Origin of the sequence: Streptomyces sp. NPDC059582, assembly GCF_042735715.1 — a bacterium.
Lineage (GTDB): Bacteria > Actinomycetota > Actinomycetes > Streptomycetales > Streptomycetaceae > Streptomyces.
In genome coordinates, this window is record NZ_JBHWCC010000007.1 from 33,395 (window position 1) to 51,709 (window position 18,315).

Below are 18,315 nucleotides of genomic sequence, written 5' to 3' on the forward strand. Positions count from 1 at the left end.
CGTCCGGTGCGAATCGCCGGGAAAAGACAGGCGACCGCGTACGGCGCACGGGGGTCTGGGCCGGACCTGTCACTTCGCCGTCGGCTCGGTGAACAGGCGTGCCACACAGGAAAGTTGAGGCACTGTCAGCTTTCGATCTTCCTCGGGTGAAGGTCTTGCGCGCATGGCATGCCCAGGTCACTATGTGCTGCGGAATCTACCCGCATAGATGTAGTTCCAGATTCACCTGTCCCACCCGGCACCATCCCCTGACAGTGCGTCACTCGCATCCGGAGGATCGATCCCCGTGAGACCTCGTCGTACCCCCCGACGTGTCACACTCGCCGCCACAGCGGCCACCCTGCTCGCCCTCGCCGCGGCCCAGACCCTGGCCGTGGCCCCCTCGGCCGGCGCGGCCCCCGCCGCCACCCGGTCGGTTCCCGCCCACTCCGGCACCGCCGAAGCGGTCACCGGCGCCCAGGACCGGGCGGCGCGGGCGATAGCGCGCTCGCTCGGCGACAACGCCTGGCGTACTCAACTGCGTTCGGCCGCCCTGACGTCGGACGACGTGGCCGTCACCGCGCTCGCCGCCCGGGAGAACCCCGGCCTGAGGTCCACGCTGGCCGCCGCCGACCACACGATCGCCACCGCCAAGGGCCTGGACGGCAAGGTCGGCCCGCTGCTCCGGCTGCGGCTCGGCGACAGCTCCATGCGCGCCGCTCTGACCGCCGGCACCGCCCCCTGGGTCGCCGCGGCCACCTCGGACGACGGCACGAAGACGGTCACCGCCTACGACAGCCAGGGCCACGCCCACGCCCTGGACGCCCGCGAGGCGCCCGCCCACCCGGTGTACGTCGTGGACATCGACAGCTCCAAGGCGCTGGCGGCCGGGATGGACGTCCTGCGCGAGGAACTGGTGAAGGACGGCGTGCCCTCCGCCCTCCCCGGTGCCGCGACCACCACGCCCGCCGACCGGACGGCGGCGGCCTCCGGTGGCTTCTGGACCACGAAGATCAACGCCGTCGAGCTCTCGGACGACGAGGAGCCCTGGGTCAAGGGCGACGCCGAGATCTACACCCTGGTCACCGGCTTCGGCCAGGACGGCAAGGCCCGCGTCGACCCGGTGGACATGCCGTACCTGGACAACGACGGCACGGTCTACCGGCCCAACCAGATCCTCGTGAACTGGTCGAACTACAAGTACAACCTGGCCGACGCGGTGATGATGGAGGAGGACGGCAGCACCAACTACCACGACCTCGCCGTGGCCATCGCGACCGCCCTGCTCACCATCGCCGACCAGGGCACCTACATCCCGCTGGTCAACGCGGTCCTGAACGCCATCCCGGCCGACTGGTGGACCGACGACCCGGACTACGTCGACTCCTGGTACACCCTGGCGCAGAACAACAACGGCACGTACTACGGCGCCCGCGGCAACGGCTGGATGACCGTGCAGCCCTACTTCGTGCAGGAGTTCTAGGTGTGCTGTCCGGGAACGTCGGTGACAGGCGACACGCCTTGAGTGGTCCTTGAAAGGGGTGAGGGCCGGTCGGGAACGGACATCCGTCCCGACCGGCCCTCACCGGTGTATCGGTGTATCGGTGTATCGATGCGGCGGTCAGAAGCCGGCCGGCTCCGTGTACACCCCCCACTCGTCCCGCAGCACCCCGCAGATCTCCCCCAGGGTCGCCTCCGCCCGTACGGCGTCCAGCATCGGGGCGATCATGTTCGAGCCGTCGCGGGCGGCGGCGAGCATCGCGTCCAGCGCCGAGCGCACCGCCGCTTCGTCGCGTGCCGCCCTGCGGCCGCCGAGCTCCCGCACCTGCTCCCGCTCCACCTCGTGGCTGACCCGCAGGATCTCCAGGTCGCCGGTCACGGAGCCGGTGTGGACGTTCACGCCGACGACCCGCTTCTCGCCCTTCTCCAGGGACTGCTGGTAGCGGAACGCCGCCTCCGCGATCTCCCCGGTGAACCAGCCGTCCTCGATGCCCCGCAGGATCCCGGAGGTGATCGGACCGATCGGGTGCCGCCCGTCGGGGTGCGCCCGCAGGCCCCGTTCCCTGATCTGCTCGAAGATCTTCTCGGCGTCGGCCTCGATCCGGTCGGTGAGCTGCTCGACGTACCAGGAACCGCCGAGCGGGTCGGCCACGTTGCCGACGCCCGTCTCCTCCATCAGCACCTGCTGGGTGCGCAGCGCGATCTCGGCCGCCTGCTCGGAGGGCAGGGCGAGGGTCTCGTCGAGGGCGTTGGTGTGCAGTGAGTTGGTGCCGCCGAGCACCGCGGCCAGCGCCTCCACCGCCGTACGCACCACGTTGTTGTACGGCTGCTGCGCGGTCAGCGACACACCGGCGGTCTGGGTGTGGAAGCGCAGCCACTGCGCCTTGTCCGTCTTCGCGCCGTACACGTCCCGCATCCAGCGCGCCCAGATCCGGCGGGCCGCGCGGAACTTGGCGATCTCCTCGAAGAAGTCGAGGTGCGCGTCGAAGAAGAAGGACAGGCCGGGGGCGAAGACGTCCACGTCGAGTCCGCGGCTCAGGCCGAGCTCCACGTATCCGAAGCCGTCGGCCAGCGTGTACGCCAGTTCCTGCGCGGCCGTGGAGCCGGCCTCGCGGATGTGGTAGCCGGAGACGGACAGCGGCTTGTAGGCCGGGATGCCGGCCGCGCAGTGCTCCATCAGGTCACCGATGAGGCGCAGGTGCGGCTCGGGCTGGAAGAGCCACTCCTTCTGGGCGATGTACTCCTTGAAGATGTCCGTCTGGAGCGTGCCGTTGAGGACGGCCGGGTCCACGCCCTGCCGCTCGGCCGCTACCAGGTACATGCAGAAGACCGGGACGGCCGGCCCGCTGATCGTCATCGACGTCGTGACGTCGCCCAGCGGGATGTCCTTGAACAGGACCTCCATGTCGGCGGCGGAGTCGATGGCGACCCCGCAGTGCCCGACCTCGCCCAGCGAGCGCGGGTCGTCGGAGTCGCGGCCCATCAGGGTCGGCATGTCGAAGGCCACGGAGAGCCCGCCCCCGCCGTTGGCGAGGATCATCTTGTAGCGCTCGTTGGTCTGCTCGGCGTTGCCGAAGCCGGCGAACTGCCGGATGGTCCAGGTCCGGCCCCGGTAGCCGGTCGGGTGCAGACCGCGGGTGTAGGGGTACTCCCCGGGCCAGCCGATCCGCTCGAAGCCCTCGTAGTGGTCCCCCGGCCGGGGCCCGTACACCGGCTCCACGGGATCGCCGGAGAGCGTGGTGAAGTCTGCGTCGCGCTTGCGTGCGGCGTCGTACCGGGCCTGCCAGCGTCGGCGGCCCTCCTCGATGGCGTCAGCGTCCATACCCTCGAATTTACTAGGACGTCCTAGTAAATGTCGATGGGTGACCGCCGTACAGACACCCGTACGGCGGTACTGGTCACTTCTCGGCGGGTGGCGATCACGCCTCCGCGGGCGCCGATTACGCCTTGGCGACCGCGGGCGAGCCGTCCACGAGCTTCGAGTCCAGCTCGCGGCTGATCTTCCGCTCCACGAAGAAGGCGGCCGTCGGGATGGTCCCGGCCAGCAGCACCCACATCTGCTTCGCGACCGGCCACTTGGCCTTGGAGCCGAGATCGAAGGCGAAGACCAGGTAGACGACGTACAGCCAGCCGTGCGCGATGGCGACGACGCGGGTGAAGTCGGCGGCGCCGTCGATGTCCAGCCCGTACTTCGCGATCATGCTCAGGCACAGCAGGACCAGCAGGACACCGGTGACGTAGGCCAGGACGCGGTAGCGGGTCAGCACGCTTTTCTTCATGCGGACGAGCGTAACCGTCCGTTCCGGGAGATCTTGTCCGGGGCCACCGCACGTCGGGCTGCCGCACGTCGGGCCGTCGGTCGCCGGACACCCGCTCGTCGGGGTGTCACCGGGCGGGCTACCGCTCGACCGACTACCGCCCGTACGGACTACCGGCTCGTACGGACTATCGCTCGTCGAAGTCGTGCGCGGCGACCCGCAGCGGCCGGAGCATCGCGAAGATCTCCGCGCACTCCTCGGAGTCGTACGCGCCGAGCCCGAACTCCATCGCCATCAGGTCGCGGGTGGCCGCCTCGACCACCTCGCGGCCCTTGTCGGTGATGGACGCGAGGGTGCCGCGGCCGTCGTTGGGGTTGGGACGCTTGTCGACCAGGCCGGACCGCACCAGCCGGTCCACCGTGTTCGTCACCGACGTCGGATGCACCATGAGCCGCTCGCCGATCTTGGACATCGGCAGCTCGCCCGCCTTGGAGAAGTTCAGCAGTACCAGCGCCTCGTAGCGCGCGAACGTCAGTTCGTAGGGCTTGACGACGGCGTCGACCTCGGCGAGCAGGATCTGGTGCGCGCGCATGATCGAGGTGATCGCGGCCATCGAGGGGACGTTTCCCCAGCGCTGCGTCCACAGCTCGTCGGCGCGGGCGATGGGATCGAAGGGAAGGCTGAGCGGCTTCGGCACGTCGTCAGACATTACCCGCCGGTCATATCGCGGTCAGCCCCGTCTCGCCTTTCGGTCCTCCGGCCTCTTACGGCGGGTTCGTACGACGGGTTCGTACGACGGGTTCGTACGGCGGGCCTGCAGGGCGAGCAGCGCGCAGCACACCGTGCCCAGCGCTCCGGCCCCCGCGACCGCCGCCGGCACGCCCACCACCTCGGCCGCCGCACCCGCCAGCGCCATGCCCACGCCCTGGATCGTCATCAGCCCGGCGGTGAGCAGGGTCATGGCCCGGCCGCGCAGTTCCTGCGGTACGTCCCGCACGAACCACTGGTCGAGGCCGAGCGTGTACGCGGAGCCCGCGCCCGCGACGAGGAGCAGCAGCAGGGAGACGGCGAGGCCGGGGTGCAGGGCGTAGCCGAGGTAGGGCAGCAGGGTGAGGCAGACCAGCGGGAGCGCGACGCGCTCACGGGTGGCGGGCCGCAGCCGCGCGCCCGCGTACAGCTCCCCGGCGATCGTGCCGACCGGCAGCGCGCACATCAGCAGTCCGAGGCCGGTGGAGCCCGCGCCGAGGCCGTCCGCGTACGGCGCGGCCAGCGCCTCCGGTGCGACGGAGAACATCGGCGGCACCCAGAACAGCAGGAGCAGGGTGCGTACCCGCCGGTCGGCGAGCACCTGCCGGGCACCCCTGAGGGAGTCCCCCACCAGGGCCCCCGTGCCCCGCGCGCGGGCCGGCCGGCGCCGGGTGCCGAACCGCAGCAGGGTGGCCGAGGCGAGGAAGGTGGCGACGGTGACGAGCAGCGCGTGGCGCGGGGAGACCACGGTGAGCAGCAGACCGCCCAGCCCGTAGCCGACGAGCAGCGCGCTCTGCGCCACGATCCGCAGCAGGGAGCGGCCGAGGACGAACAGGTCGCCGTCGCCCAGCACGTCGGCGAGGGTGGCCATCCGGGTGCCGGAGAACACCGGGGAGACCACGGCCAGGACGCAGCGCAGCGCCAGCAGCGCGGCGATGGGCGCGCCCGGCGTCACCATCAGCGCCACGCACCCCGCGCAGACGAGGTCGCACACCACCAGGACGCGCCGGGCCGGGTGACGGTCCGCGACCCCGGCGAGCAGGGTGCCGCCGACCAGGTACGGCAGGAACCCCAGCGCGAACGCCAGCGCGCTGAGCAGGGGCGAGCCGGTCAGGTCGTAGACCAGCACGGACAAGGCGATCTCACTGACGACCACGCCGAGCATCGACAGCAGATGGGCGGTGAAGACGGCCCGGAACTCGCGCACCGCGAAGACGCGGGCGTATCCGGTGGGCGGGGGGTTCCCCGGGGGCGAAACGGGTGCGGGCAGGGTCGTGGCGGGTTCGGGCTCTTCCGGCATGGGCGCCAGCGTGCGGCCGGGGGCCGTGCCGGTCGTAGAGTTTCGGCACAGGCCGAATCTTCGGCCTGTCATGACGGAATTCCTGGAGGGGGCGGCCCCGTGCCGGTGCGGCTGCGTTTCGGTGAGGACGACTTCCTGCGCTGCCGGTTCGCGCTCTCCGCGCTGTGGGAGACGCAGGAGGTGGTGCGCACCCTCAAACGGCCCGACCGGCAGGGCTACCACGCGCACTGGCTGCGCCGGATGGGTACGGCGGCCGACGCGCTCGACCTGACCGGGCTGTGGCTGCTGATGCCGCGCCGCGGCCACTCCCCCGACTGGCTGGGCCCGCCGCCCATCGGCCCGGCGGCGGGTTTCGAGGAGGAGATCGCCCGGGTGCGCGCCGCCGATCCGGAGGCGGCCCGCGCGGACACCGCCCGCTCGCTCGCCGACACCCCGGGCGCGCTGGACTCGCCGCGGGGCCGGGCCTGGCTGGCGGACCCGGCAGGCATGATCCGGGAACTGGCCGACACGTTGGAGGAGGTCTGGCACACCCTCCTCGCCCCCGACTGGCCCCGGCTGCGGGCCCTGCTGGAGGCGGACATCGCCTTCCACTCGCGCCGGCTGGCCGAGGTCGGGCTCGGCGGGCTGCTGCCCGAGATCAACCGGCGTTGCGGCTGGCACGCCGGGACGCTGACCGTCCAGGCGCGCGTCGAGTACGAACGGGATCTCGGCGGACAGGGGCTGGTGCTGATGCCGAGCGTGTTCAGCTGGCCGGACGTGATCAGCGGCTTCGACCCGCCCTGGCAGCCGACGCTCGTCTACCCGGCGCGCGGGATCGGCGGTCTGTGGGCCGAGCCCGCGGACCGGCTGCCCGACGCGCTCGTACGGCTGCTGGGACGCGGCCGGGCCGCCGTGCTGACGGCGCTGGACGAGCCGGCCACCACCTCGGCCCTCGCGCACCGGCTGGGGCTCGCGCCGTCGTCGGTGTCCGCGCATCTGACCACCCTGCGCGACACGGGCCTGCTGACCGCGCGACGGTACGGACACCAGGTGCTGTACGAACGGACACCCCTGGGGATCGCTCTCGCCTCGGGAGGCTGAGACCCCTCAGGGGTGCCGTGGGTGATCCCGCGTCGTGCGGTCCCCGGACTCAGACCAGGTCGAGCAGCGACGCCAGGAGGTCGTACAGCGTCGTCTCCGGGTCGGCCACCATGCCCTGCGACCGCCACGCCACATATCCGTCGGGCCTGACCAGCACCGCGCCCCGCGCTGTCGTGCCGTGCACCTCGGACCAGTCCGTGGCGTCCTGGGGGGCGAGGTCCGCGTGCGGGCCCTTGCCGATGCGGTACGACTCCAGACGTACGGCGAGACGTTCGGCGACCCGGATCGCCGCCGTGTGCCAGGCGTCGTCGTCGGCACCGCTGAGCAGGACGAGGGAGCTCTCGTACAGATCGAGGGTGGAAGTACGGACGCCGGAGCGCAGGAGCCACATGTGCGGGGCGCGGCTGCCGGGTTCGCCCGTCATCGCCAGCTGCTCGGGCACGACCGGGCCCTCGGCGTCGGTACCGACGACGGCACCGCGCGGATAGCGGTAGCCCAGGGCCACCTTGAGGACGCCGCCCTGCATTCCGCCGCCGCCACGGCCGCCGGCACCGCCTCCGGCCGCACCGGCGGCGGGGGCGTAGCCCGGGTGGCTGTGCTCCACCGACCGGGCCGCGGCGCGCGCGCTGGTCGCCTCCGCCACGGGCTGCCGCTCGGTCTCGTACGACTCCAGCAGGCCGGGGCCGGCCCAGCCGTTGAGGACGGCGGCGAGCTTCCAGGCGAGGTTGTGGGCGTCCTGGATACCGGTGTTGGAACCGAACGCCCCGGTCGGCGACATCTCGTGGGCGGAGTCGCCGGCGAGGAAGATCCGGCCCGCCGAGTAGCGCTCGGCGACCCGCTGCGCCGCGTGCCACGGCGCCTTGCCGGTGATCTTGACGTCCAGGTCGGGGACGCCGACGGCCCGTCGGATGTGCGCGACGCAGCGCTCCTCGGTGAAGTCTTCCAGCGTCTCGCCGCGCTCGGGGTGCCAGGGCGCGTGGAACACCCACTTCTCCACGTTGTCCACCGGCAGGAGCGCGCCGTCCGCCTCCGGGTCGGTCAGGTAGCAGCAGATGAAGCGCCGGTCGCCGACCGCGTCCGCGAGCTTGAGGGAGTCGAAGGTGACGCTCACGTTGTGGAACAGATCGCCGGGACCCGTCTGGCCGATGCCCAGGCCCTCGCGGACCGGGCTGCGCGGACCGTCGGCCGCGATCAGGTACTCGGCCCGGACGGTGGTGTGTCGGCCGGTCTCGCGGTTCTTCACGATCGCGGTGACGCCCTCGGCGTCCTGGTCGACGGAGAGCAGCTCGGTGGAGAACCGGATGTCGCCGCCCAGGTCACGGGCGCATTTGAGGAGCACCGGCTCCAGGTCGTTCTGGCTGCACAGGCACCAGCCGCTCGGGCTGAAGCGGGCCAGGCCGCCGCCCGGGTCGATCTCCTTGAACAGCCACTCGCCCTCGCCGCCGGTCAGGGACGGGGCCTGGAGGATGCCGTGGTTGTCCGCCAGGGTCGACGCGGCCTCCCGGATGGGCTGTTCGGCTCCGGCGACCCGGAACAGCTCCATCGTGCGGACGTTGTTGCCTCGCCCGCGCGGGTGCCTCGAGGTGCTCGCGTGCTTCTCGACGACCAGGTGCGGAATGCCGAGACGGCCCAGGAACAGTGAGGCGGACAGGCCCACGAGGGAGCCCCCCACGACAAGAACGGGTACGTGGTGGTCGACTTCTTCGGTCATCAATGCCTCCAGCAGCGGACCCCGGCTACAGGGCTTCCATGGACCCCCGGCTACAGGGCTTCCATGCCCCGGCGGGAGGGGTTCGCTCGCCCCATTCACCCGACTGGTCACCCGGTATTTCACCCGGTTCGCCCGGGTGGTCACCCACGTGGTTCACGCGACTCGCGCCGTCCCCGAGACCGAACCACGATCGGGGTCCGGGCTGATCGCCGTTCCCGACACCGGGAGCGCCCCGGACCTCACTGAGGAGATGTGTGCTGGATGACAATCTCGGAACGAGTAACGGAACGTGTGTCGGAACAGGTGCCGGAGCGCGTGTCGGAGCGGGTCTCGCAGTCCGCGTTCGACGGCTCCCGCCTGCGGGTCATCTTGCTGCTGGACCTTCATGACGGCGCCCAGAAGCAGTTTCTGAAGGCCTATGAGCGGATGCGCAACCAAGTGGCCTCCGTACCCGGCCACATCAGCGACCAGCTGTGCCAGTCGATCGAGAACCCCTCGCAGTGGCTCATCACCAGCGAGTGGGAGAGCGCCCCGCCGTTCCTCGCCTGGGTGAACAGCGAGGAGCACGTCGAGACGGTCCAGCCGCTGCACAGCTGCGTGCGTGACACCCGCTCGCTGCGCTTCAGCATCGTGCGCGAGACGGGCAACGTCTCCCCGCCGCTGCCCGAGTCGGAGAAGGGCCGCCTCCAGGCGACGGCCCGGCTCGGCGACGGTGTGGTGCGCCACGCCCTCACCTTCACCGTGAAGCCGGGCAGCGAGCGGAAGGTCGCCGAGATCCTCTCCGGCTACGCCTCGCCGCAGGCGCAGGTCGACGAGAACACCCGGCTGCGCCGCACCTCGCTGTTCATGCACGGCAACCGGGTGGTCCGGGCCATCGAGGTGGAGGGCGACCTGATGGCCGCACTGCGCCACGTGTCCCGCCAGCCCGAGGTCCGGGCGGTCGAGGAGGCCATCAACCCCTACCTGGAGCAGGACCGGGACCTCAGCGATCCGGGTTCGGCCCGGGTCTTCTTCACCCGGGCGGCGCTGCCCGCCGTGCACCACGTGGCGGTCCGTACCGGGGAGCCCGGGGACGTGAAGCGGCACGCGATGTTCTACCCGGCCAAGCCCGGGTCCGGCATGGCCCTGGCCCGGCTGCTCGCCCGCGAGGACGAGTTGGCGGCCGACGACCCCGCCAACCCGTTGCACGGCAGCACGATCTTCCAGCGTGACGACATCGTCGTCCGTCTGGTGGACGTGTGGGGCGACATCACGCACGACCCCGTGCTGACGCTCGGTCTCAAGGGTGGCCGCAACGGGGCCGTCCTGTCCCGCCTGCTCGACGCCGACGCGCTCGGCGTCGACGGGGCGCCGACGACCGAGAAGGACGTCGCGCGCTTCCTCGAGCGGTCCGACATGCAGCTGGTCACCGACCGCGACCGCACCTCATCAGGCGTCTGACCGGAGCGTCCGGCCCGGCCCGCGGCCGGACGCGCAGGCGCCGTCGGCACACATCAACCGGAGGAAACACACATGACCACGCCCCGCCCACGCATCGTGGACCTGAGCGAGACCGAACCCAACACCCGACGCGGAGGTGATCTGCGCGCCCTGCTCACGCCCACCGCGGTGGGTGCCAAGAGCGGCTTCATGGGCCTCGCCATCATCCAGCCCGGTGACCGCATCGGTGAGCACTACCACCCGTACTCCGAGGAGTTCGTCTACGTCGTCAACGGTCAGCTCGAGGTCGACCTGGACGACGAGACCTTCCCGATCCGGGCCGACCAGGGCCTGCTGATCCCGATCAACATGCGGCACCGCTTCCGCAACGTGGGCGACGTGGAGGCCCGGATGGTCTTCCACCTGGGCCCGCTGGCGCCGCGCCCCAAGCTCGGCCACGTCGACACCGAGGTGACCGACGAGACGGAGGGGGCCTGCCGGAACATGACGCCGGTGCGAGCCGAGGCAGTGTCATGACCCGGCGCGTGGCGGTCACCGGCGTCGGAATCGTGGCCCCGGGTGGCGTGGGCGTACCGGCGTTCTGGGACCTCCTGGCGAACGGCCGCACCGCGACGAGGGGCATCACGCTCTTCGACCCGGCGGGTCTGCGTTCGCGTATCGCGGCGGAGGTCGACTTCGACCAGTCCGCCCACGGAATCGACGCGGCGACGGCGGAACGAGCCGACCGCTATGTCCAGTTCGCCATGGTCGCCGCCCGCGAGGCGGTGCGCGACTCGGGACTCGACCCGGAGAAGGAGGATCCCTGGCGCATGGGGGTGTCCCTGGGCACCGCCGTCGGTGGCACCACGCGCCTCGAGAACGACTATGTCGCGGTCAGTGAGACCGGCCGGCGATGGGATGTCGACCACCGCCGGTCGGGCCCTCACCTGCACCGCGCCTTCTCTCCGAGCGCCCTCGCCTCCGAGGTCGCCGAGCAGTTCGGCGCCCACGGCCCGGTGCAGACCGTCTCCACGGGCTGCACCTCCGGCCTCGACGCGATCGGCTACGCCTTCCACGCAGTGCAGGAGGGCCGGGTCGACGTCTGCATAGCCGGTGCCTCGGACTCGCCGATCTCACCGATCACGATGGCGTGCTTCGACGCCATCAAGGCGACCTCTCCGAACAACGACGACCCGGAGCACGCTTCCCGGCCGTTCGACCGGGACCGCAACGGGTTCGTCATGGGTGAGGGCGGAGCGGTCCTCATCCTGGAGGAGCTCGAACACGCCCGTGCCCGCGGCGCGCACGTGTATTGCGAGGTCGGGGGCTACGCCACCTTCGGCAACGCCTACCACATGACCGGTCTCACCCGGGAGGGCCTGGAGATGGCGCGCGCCATCGACGACGCGCTGGCCCACGCCCAGCTGAACGGCTCCGACATCCACTACGTCAACGCCCACGGCTCCGGCACGCAGCAGAACGACCGCCACGAGACCGCCGCGGTCAAGCGGTCGCTGGGTGATCACGCGTACCGGACGCCGATGAGCTCCATCAAGTCGATGGTGGGCCACTCCCTGGGAGCCATCGGGGCGATCGAGGTCCTGGCCTGTGTCCTGGCCCTCGTCCACCAGGTCGTGCCGCCGACGGCGAACTACACGAACCCGGATCCCGAGTGCGACCTGGACTACGTGCCGCGCACCGCGCGCAAGGCCAAGCTGCGCAACGTGCTCTCCGTCGGCAGTGGTTTCGGGGGCTTCCAGTCCGCGGTGATCCTGACCCGACCAGATGGGAGGACGCGATGAAGCCACAGCGAGCTCGGCGCGCCGCCGTCACCGGCATAGGCGTCGTCGCCCCCAACGGGGTGAGTACCGAGACCTTCTGGAAGTCCACGCAGGAGGGCGTCAGCGTCCTCGACCGGGTGACCCGCGAGGGGTGCGAGCACCTGCCCCTGCGGATCGCCGGCGAGGTCCGCGGATTCGATCCGGCGGAACTGATCGAGGAGCGGTTCCTCGTGCAGACCGACCGGTTCACCCACTTCGCGATGGCGGCCGCCGACGGCGCCCTGGCGGACGCCCGGCTCGGCCGCGCCGACACCGACCGGGAGCCGTTCGCGGTCGGTGTGGTCACCGCCGCGGGATCCGGTGGTGGTGAGTTCGGGCAGCGGGAACTCCAGCGGCTGTGGGGGAAGGGCCCCCGGTTCGTGGGTCCGTACCAGTCCATCGCCTGGTTCTACGCGGCGAGCACCGGCCAGGTGTCCATCCGCGGCGGGTTCAAGGGACCGTGCGGTGTGGTCGCCAGCGACGAGGCCGGTGGCCTGGACGCCCTGGCGCACGCCGCCCGGGCGGTCCGGCGGGGCACCGATGTGGTCGTGGCCGGTGCCGCCGAGGCGCCGCTGGCGCCGTACTCGATGGTCTGCCAGCTCGGCTACGAGGCCCTCAGCACCAGCGAGGAGGCGACACGCGCCTACCGGCCCTTCACCGAGGAGGCCTGTGGGTTCGTGCCCGCCGAGGGCGGCGCGATGCTCGTCATCGAGGAGGAGACGGTCGCGCGGGAGCGGGACGCCGCCGTCCGGGCGTTCGTCGCCGGGCACGGGGCGACCTTCACCGGCGCGACCCGCTGGGAGCAGTCCCGGGAGGGGCTGGCCCAGGCGATCCGGGTCGCGCTCGACGAGGCCCGGTGCGCTCCCGAGGAGGTCGACGTGGTGTTCGCGGACGCGTTCGGCGTACCGGCGGCCGACCGTGCCGAGGCGTTGGCGATCGCCGACGTCTTCGGCGCGCACGGCCGGCGGGTGCCGGTGACGGCGCCCAAGACCGGCATCGGCCGGGCGTACTGCGGGGCTCCGGTGCTGGACGTGGCGACGGCGGTGCTGGCCATGGAACACGGCCTCGTGCCGCCCACGCCGAACGTCTACGACCCCTGCCACGACCTCGACCTGGTGACGGGGCGTGCGCGTCCCGCCGAACTGCGCACGGCACTGGTCGTCAGCCGGGGACTCATGGGCTCCAACGCGGCACTCGTGCTGCGGCACGGCGCCCAGGCCCTCTGATGAGAAGGAGAAACAGATGCACAACGAACTGACCGTCCAGGAGCTGGCCGCTCTGATGAAGAAGGCGGCCGGCGTCACCGTCGACGCGCGGGAGCTGGAGGACCGGCTCGACTCCGGCTTCGACGAGTTCGGGCTGGACTCGCTCGGCCTGCTCGGCATCGTCGGCGAGCTGGAGAACAACCACGGCATGATCCTGCCGCCCGACGCGGAGCGGTGCAGGACCCCTCGCGAATTCCTCGACCTCGTCGGCAGCAACGTAGTGGCAGGAGCCTGAACATGGCCGGACACACCGAGAACGAGATCACCATCGCCGCTCCCCTGGACCTCGTCTGGGACATGACCAACGACATCGAGAACTGGCCGCAGCTGTTCAGCGAGTACGCGTCGGTCGAGGTCCTGTCGCGGGAGAACGGCAAGACCACGTTCCGTCTCACCATGCACCCGGACGACAACGGCAAGGTCTGGAGCTGGGTGTCGGAGCGGGAGCCCGACCGGGCTCACCTCACGGTTCTGGCCCGCCGGGTCGAGACCGGTCCCTTCGCCTACATGAACATCAAGTGGGTGTACTCGGAGACTCCCGAGGGCACGCGGATGCACTGGACGCAGGACTTCGAGATGAAGCCCGACGCGCCCGTGGACGACGCGTGGATGACGGACAACATCAACCGCAACTCCGTCGTCCAGCTCAAGCTCATCCGGGACAAGGTCGAGCAGCGCGCCCGGCAGCACGCGACCGCCTCCGTCACCACCGACTGATCCCCTCCCTCAAGCCCGTCGGCCCGCGGACCGTCCCTCCGGACGGTCCGCCCGGCTTGTCGCCCCCCGAAAGGACGCTCCTCCCATGTACCAGTCCCTGATCGTGGCCCGGATGGCGCCGGGCTCGGCCCAGGACATCGCGAAGGTGTTCGCGGAGTCCGACAGCGGCGAGCTGCCGCGCCTCGTCGGTGTGACCCGCCGCACCCTGTTCCAGTTCGACGACGTGTACATGCATCTCGTGCAGGGCGAGCGGCCGCTCGGCCCCGCGATCGCCAAGGTGACCGACCATCCGTCCTTCCGGGACATCAGCGAGCGGCTCACCGCGTACGTCAGCGCCTACGACCCGGCGACCTGGCGCAGCCCCAAGGACGCGATGGCCCAGGAGTTCTACCGCTGGGAGCGCGACGGGTCAGGCGGGCACGACGCACTCGAACGCGTGCAGATAGGCGTTGACCGGCTGGATGTCGGTGACGGTCAGACCGGCCTCCGTCATGCGGGTGACGAGACTCTCCTTGGTGTGCTTGGCTCCCCCGACGTTGAGGAGCAGCATCAGGTCCATGGAGGTGGTGAACTTCATCGACGGGGTGTCGTCGACGAGGTTCTCGATGATGACGACCCTGGCCCCGGGGCGGGCCATCGCCATCACGTTCCGCAGGGTCCTGCGAGTGCTCTCGTCGTCCCACTCCAGGATGTTCTTGATGATGTACAGGTCGGCCTCGACGGGCATGTCCTCACGGCAGTCCCCGCCGACGATCCGGGCCCGTTCGGCGAGCGCCCCGCCGGCCCGCAGCCGGGGGTCCGCCTTCTCCACCACGCGCGGCAGATCGAGCAGGGTCCCCTGGACACTCGGGTGCTTCTCCAGCAGGCTGGCCAGGACGTGCCCCTGGCCGCCGCCGATGTCGGCGACCGTCGACACGCCGGTCAGGTCGAGGAGTTCCGCGACGTCCCGCGCCGACTGCTCGCTGGACGTGGTCATGGCCTGGTTGAAGACATGGGCGGAGTCGTGCGCGTCCTCGTGCAGGTAGTCGAAGAACCCCTTGCCGTACAGATCCTGGAAGACGCTGCCGCCCGTGCGCACCGCCTCGTCGAGGAGCGGCCAGGCGTCCCACGTCCAGGGCTCGGTGCACCAGAGGGAGATGTACCGGAGGCTGTGCGGGTCGTCCTCGCGCAGCAGCCGGGACATGCTGGTGTGGACGAACCGGCCGTCCTCGTTCTGCGCGAAGACGCCGTAGCAGGACAGGGCCCGCAACAGGCGCAGCAGGGGCCGGGGCTCGGTGCCCAGCTTGGCGGCGAGCTGCTCCGCGTCGGCGGGCTCCTCGCCGAGCGCGTCGGCGACGCGGAGCTTGGCCGCCGCCCGGACGGCCGCGGCGCAGGCGGCCCCGAAGACGAGCTCCCTCAGCCGCATCGCCGGAGCGGGCTGCTGGGCGGCCTGCGGGGCGGACTGCTGGGCGGCGGCCGGAGCCGACGCGGGGGCGGGACTCACAGTGGTCATGTACCGTCTCGATTCGCTTGGTCCAGCAAAGACACGGGTCGGCCGGTCAGCACATTCCGGCAGGTTCGGAACGCCGGCACGTGTTGTGGTCGAAGGTGTTTCCCTTTCCGGTGTCCCGGTTGGCCAGGTCGGCGGAATTGCCCGTCAGCTGGTTGTCCCGGACGACGTTGTGGTCGCTCGAGGCGCCGACCATGCTCTTGTACAGAACCACTCCGCCGGAGAACGGGGACTTCCCTACGTTGTCGCGGATGTCGTTGTGTTCCACGACGCTCTTCTCGACGCCGGTGAGCACGATTCCGGCGCCCTGGACGAAGGGGAGCCGAGCCGTTTTCGCGCAGTACTTGTTGTTCTCGTGGACGCTGTTCCCGCGGACGGCGATGTTTCCGGCGCGCGGCTTGTTCTCGTCGCCCACGACGAACACCCCGCCGCAGTTGCCGGCCAGCTCGTTCTCCTCGACGGTGACGTTGCGCAGCCGCCGGACCGTGATGCCGATGCGGTTGCCCGTCAGCGCGTTGTGGCGGACGAGGGTGCCGCGTGCGTCCTTGGCGCCGGCCTCGGTGCTGACCGTGTTGGACAGGAACAGACCTGACTCGCCGTTGTCCCGGGCCGCGTTGCCCTCGAACAGGCTCCGCACGGAGCGCTCCTCGGCGAAGCCCCAGTTGCCGTTCTTCTCGGCGGTCACCCACCGCACGGTCAGGCCGTCGGTGTTGGTGGCCCACAGGCCGTTCTTCTTGTATCCGCTCAGCACGAGCGAGCGGACGGTGGTGCCGGTGACGGGCTTGGCGGACGTGCCCTCGACGCAGATCCCGTTGCCGGCCGTCGCGCAGCTGTTGCCGGCCTTGGTGGCCGGCTTCAGTACGGTCCTCTTTCCCGACCCGCGGATGGTCAGACCGGATTTCGTGATGCGGACGCTCTCCCGGTAGGTGCCGGGCTCGATGAGAATCGTGTCGCCCTTTTTCGCGGCGTCAACCGCTTTCTGGATCGATTCCCCCGGATGCACCACGTGCGCGTTGGCGGCATTGGCCGACGGAATGCCGGTCAGCCCCGAGGCCACCACAAGTGCGGTGCAGCCGAGGTATCTGATCTGTTTTCTGTTCATGAGTCGAAGCTATGGTCCGCATATGCGACTCGCCATGTGTGCTCACCCGTTTACGGCAAGTGGGGCGCGAATGGCTCAATCCCGGGCCCCTGATGGCGGTGTGGTCAGCGTCGACCCGTCCGGCGCAGCCGGTGCCGCACCGCCCGCTGGGCGACCGGGCCGAGTTCCTCCAACGCGGCGGCCAGTGCGCCGAGTTGTTCCAGGGTGTCCAGCGCCGCCGTCGCCCCGGCCGCGTCCACTCCCTCGTACAGCTCCATGCCCACGAAGGACGCGGCCACCGCCCGCGCCAGTCCGGCGGGATCCGCGAACTCCCCGAACGGGGTCCCCGCGAGCACCCGGACGAGCACCCGCTCGATCTCGGCGATCCACAGATCGAGGCCCGCGGCCGTGGCCGGCCCCAGGCTCGCATGGGTCTGGGCGCCGGCGAGCAGCTGGCCGAGCCGGGCGACATGCCCGTCGGCCCGCTCCTGCTCGTGGATCTCACGTCCCAGGACGAGCAGCTCGGACAGGGAGGTCACCGCGGCGAAGCGGGCGCGGTAGCGCGCCACCGACCGCTCCGCGCCGTACCGGCACGCTGCCGCGAGGAGTTCGTCGACCGATCCGAAGTGATAGAAGACCAACGCCTGGTTGACTCCGGCGGCCGCCGCGATCGCCCGGGCCGACGTCCCGGCGATCCCCTGCTCGGCGAGCGTGCGCAGCGCCCCGTCGAGCAGCCTGGTCTTCGTCTCCTGGGCCTTGGCGGTGTCCGGGCTCACGCGGCGGCTCCCGCGCGCACGGGGCGCGGTCCGGGACGGACAGCGCGCTCGCTGACCTCCGCGTACGTCGCCGCGCGCGACCCTCCCTGGCCGGGCGGCGTCCCGAAGCACCTGTCCGCCGCGCGAACTTGGACGCGGGTGCGGACCCGGAGACGGAAGCGGAAGCGGCAGCGGCAGCGGCAGCGGAAGCGGAAGCGGCCGACGGCGCTGCGGGCGTCGGCGCTGCGGGCGTCGGTGTCGGTGTCGGCGTCGGCGTACGCCTCGCTCGCCGGCGCCGGGCCCGTGACGGTACGGAGCGCCGAGGTCATCGCGGGTTCTCCAGGGGGCGCAGGATCAGGCGGGCGCGGCCGGTGGTGCGCAGGCAGCGGCGGGCGGCCGGGGTGCGGGCGAGGGGCTGCTTGTAGAGGGCCACGCAGACGACGGTGGTCAGCAGCAGCGGCCACAGATAGGCCATCGAGGCCGCGAAGGGGCCGAAGAAGAGGAGGACCGATCGCACGCCGAGGCCGGTGCAGGCGACGGTGATGACGGCGGCTCGGACGGCGAGCTCCACGCACCAGTTGAGCAGCGCCCGCTCCGGGGTGACCCCTCTCTCCAGCCACAGGCGCAGCCGGTCGACGGACCAGGCGGTCGCCCAGACCATGAGGGGCCGCAGGAGCAGCCGGTCGGCGCGCGCGCCGAGGGCGCCGCCGCGGGTGCTGTAGTCGTAACCGATGAGGAGACGGACGCCGTCGCCGTCGGGGACCAGGCGCCGGTAGCCGCCACCCCTGGCGAACGGGGCGCGCGGATGCGGGGAGGAGCGGCGCGGGACGGAGGTTCGGGTGGCGTCGGGACGTACGCGCGGGGCGGAGGTACAGGTGCGGTGCGGACGTTCCGTCCCGTCGGCGGGGATCCCGGCGTCGTCGACCGTGCGCAGGGGCAGCACGCGCAGGTCCCAGCGCCGGTGCCGGGCCGGGTCCTGGATGTACGGCCGCACGTCTTCGAGGCCGGCCCGTATCCGCGCCTCTACGTAGAGCCCCATCCGTCAATCCCCCACGTCGGCCTGCCGCTTGACCGGAGTTTGAGCGATCGCTCAAGCTCTCGGCGCCTGAACCTACACCCCTTTGAGCGATCGCTCAATCAGCGGACACAAGGAAACCCCGGCCCACCGGGACCGGGGTTTCTCCCGCGTGCACG

General features: G+C 71.2%; 18 protein-coding genes and 1 pseudogene. 9 read left to right on the forward strand and 10 right to left on the reverse strand.

Annotated features, from left to right (window positions below):
• The first annotated feature begins 286 nt into the window (after positions 1-286).
• Positions 287-1,462 (forward strand): DUF3103 family protein, encoded by a 1,176-nt coding sequence (locus ACFV0T_RS08750; protein ID WP_385775992.1) that lies wholly within the window; start codon positions 287-289, stop codon positions 1,460-1,462.
• A 138-nt stretch (positions 1,463-1,600) separates the two neighbouring features.
• Here ACFV0T_RS08750 and ACFV0T_RS08755 read toward each other — a convergent pair whose 3' ends face one another.
• The 4 genes from ACFV0T_RS08755 to ACFV0T_RS08770 form a co-directional block, all read right to left on the reverse strand.
• Positions 1,601-3,301 (reverse strand): methylmalonyl-CoA mutase, encoded by a 1,701-nt coding sequence (locus ACFV0T_RS08755; protein ID WP_385775994.1) that lies wholly within the window; start codon positions 3,299-3,301, stop codon positions 1,601-1,603.
• 118 nt (positions 3,302-3,419) lie between these two features.
• Complete coding sequence (locus ACFV0T_RS08760) at positions 3,420-3,758, reverse strand: DUF3817 domain-containing protein (protein ID WP_385775996.1); 339 nt, start codon at positions 3,756-3,758, stop codon at positions 3,420-3,422.
• Positions 3,759-3,924: 166 nt separating this feature from the next.
• A complete protein-coding gene (locus ACFV0T_RS08765) occupies positions 3,925-4,434 on the reverse strand; it encodes a MarR family winged helix-turn-helix transcriptional regulator (RefSeq protein ID WP_385776314.1) in 510 nt (169 codons plus the stop codon).
• A 33-nt stretch (positions 4,435-4,467) separates the two neighbouring features.
• Positions 4,468-5,784 (reverse strand): MFS transporter, encoded by a 1,317-nt coding sequence (locus tag ACFV0T_RS08770; RefSeq protein ID WP_385775998.1) that lies wholly within the window; start codon positions 5,782-5,784, stop codon positions 4,468-4,470.
• A 99-nt stretch (positions 5,785-5,883) separates the two neighbouring features.
• Here ACFV0T_RS08770 and ACFV0T_RS08775 point away from each other — a divergent pair, with 99 nt between their 5' ends.
• Positions 5,884-6,864 carry a DUF5937 family protein gene (locus ACFV0T_RS08775; RefSeq protein ID WP_385776000.1) on the forward strand — a complete coding sequence of 327 codons (981 nt, stop codon included), beginning with the start codon at positions 5,884-5,886 and terminating at the stop codon, positions 6,862-6,864.
• 49 nt (positions 6,865-6,913) lie between these two features.
• On the opposite strand, the gene ACFV0T_RS08780 is transcribed toward ACFV0T_RS08775, so the two are convergent.
• On the reverse strand, positions 6,914-8,575 hold the full coding sequence (locus ACFV0T_RS08780) for an FAD-dependent oxidoreductase (protein ID WP_385776002.1): 1,662 nt from the start codon (positions 8,573-8,575) through the stop codon (positions 6,914-6,916).
• A 291-nt stretch (positions 8,576-8,866) separates the two neighbouring features.
• Here ACFV0T_RS08780 and ACFV0T_RS08785 point away from each other — a divergent pair, with 291 nt between their 5' ends.
• The 7 genes and pseudogenes from ACFV0T_RS08785 to ACFV0T_RS08815 all read left to right on the forward strand — a co-directional run.
• Positions 8,867-10,015, forward strand: a complete 1,149-nt coding sequence (locus ACFV0T_RS08785; RefSeq protein ID WP_385776004.1) for a SchA/CurD-like domain-containing protein — start codon at positions 8,867-8,869, stop codon at positions 10,013-10,015.
• A gap of 72 nt (positions 10,016-10,087) precedes the next feature.
• Positions 10,088-10,531 (forward strand): cupin domain-containing protein, encoded by a 444-nt coding sequence (locus tag ACFV0T_RS08790; RefSeq protein ID WP_385776007.1) that lies wholly within the window; start codon positions 10,088-10,090, stop codon positions 10,529-10,531.
• Complete coding sequence (locus ACFV0T_RS08795; RefSeq protein ID WP_385776008.1) at positions 10,528-11,796, forward strand: beta-ketoacyl-[acyl-carrier-protein] synthase family protein; 1,269 nt, start codon at positions 10,528-10,530, stop codon at positions 11,794-11,796. The genes ACFV0T_RS08790 and ACFV0T_RS08795 overlap by 4 nt, the downstream gene beginning before the upstream one ends.
• Positions 11,793-13,040: a ketosynthase chain-length factor gene (locus ACFV0T_RS08800; RefSeq protein ID WP_385776009.1), complete on the forward strand. Its 1,248-nt coding sequence runs from the start codon at positions 11,793-11,795 to the stop codon at positions 13,038-13,040. Before ACFV0T_RS08795 ends, ACFV0T_RS08800 begins: the two co-directional genes overlap by 4 nt.
• Before the next feature lie 16 nt (positions 13,041-13,056).
• A complete protein-coding gene (locus tag ACFV0T_RS08805; protein WP_385776011.1) occupies positions 13,057-13,314 on the forward strand; it encodes an acyl carrier protein in 258 nt (85 codons plus the stop codon).
• 2 nt (positions 13,315-13,316) lie between these two features.
• Positions 13,317-13,796 (forward strand): SRPBCC family protein, encoded by a 480-nt coding sequence (locus ACFV0T_RS08810; RefSeq protein WP_385776012.1) that lies wholly within the window; start codon positions 13,317-13,319, stop codon positions 13,794-13,796.
• An 85-nt stretch (positions 13,797-13,881) separates the two neighbouring features.
• Positions 13,882-14,202, forward strand: a pseudogene (locus tag ACFV0T_RS08815) (TcmI family type II polyketide cyclase); the annotation flags it as partial.
• 3 nt (positions 14,203-14,205) lie between these two features.
• On the opposite strand, the gene ACFV0T_RS08820 reads toward ACFV0T_RS08815, so the two are convergent.
• The 5 genes from ACFV0T_RS08820 to ACFV0T_RS08840 form a co-directional block, all read right to left on the reverse strand.
• Positions 14,206-15,288: a methyltransferase gene (locus ACFV0T_RS08820; protein ID WP_385776014.1), complete on the reverse strand. Its 1,083-nt coding sequence runs from the start codon at positions 15,286-15,288 to the stop codon at positions 14,206-14,208.
• Between the two features lie 46 nt (positions 15,289-15,334).
• On the reverse strand, positions 15,335-16,387 hold the full coding sequence (locus tag ACFV0T_RS08825; protein WP_385776016.1) for a nitrous oxide reductase family maturation protein NosD: 1,053 nt from the start codon (positions 16,385-16,387) through the stop codon (positions 15,335-15,337).
• A 104-nt stretch (positions 16,388-16,491) separates the two neighbouring features.
• Positions 16,492-17,142 (reverse strand): TetR/AcrR family transcriptional regulator, encoded by a 651-nt coding sequence (locus tag ACFV0T_RS08830; protein WP_385776018.1) that lies wholly within the window; start codon positions 17,140-17,142, stop codon positions 16,492-16,494.
• Positions 17,139-17,450 carry a hypothetical protein gene (locus ACFV0T_RS08835; RefSeq protein ID WP_385776020.1) on the reverse strand — a complete coding sequence of 104 codons (312 nt, stop codon included), beginning with the start codon at positions 17,448-17,450 and terminating at the stop codon, positions 17,139-17,141. The genes ACFV0T_RS08830 and ACFV0T_RS08835 overlap by 4 nt, the downstream gene beginning before the upstream one ends.
• Positions 17,447-18,160 carry a hypothetical protein gene (locus ACFV0T_RS08840; RefSeq protein ID WP_385776022.1) on the reverse strand — a complete coding sequence of 238 codons (714 nt, stop codon included), beginning with the start codon at positions 18,158-18,160 and terminating at the stop codon, positions 17,447-17,449. The genes ACFV0T_RS08835 and ACFV0T_RS08840 overlap by 4 nt, the downstream gene beginning before the upstream one ends.
• Between the last annotated feature and the right edge of the window lie 155 nt (positions 18,161-18,315).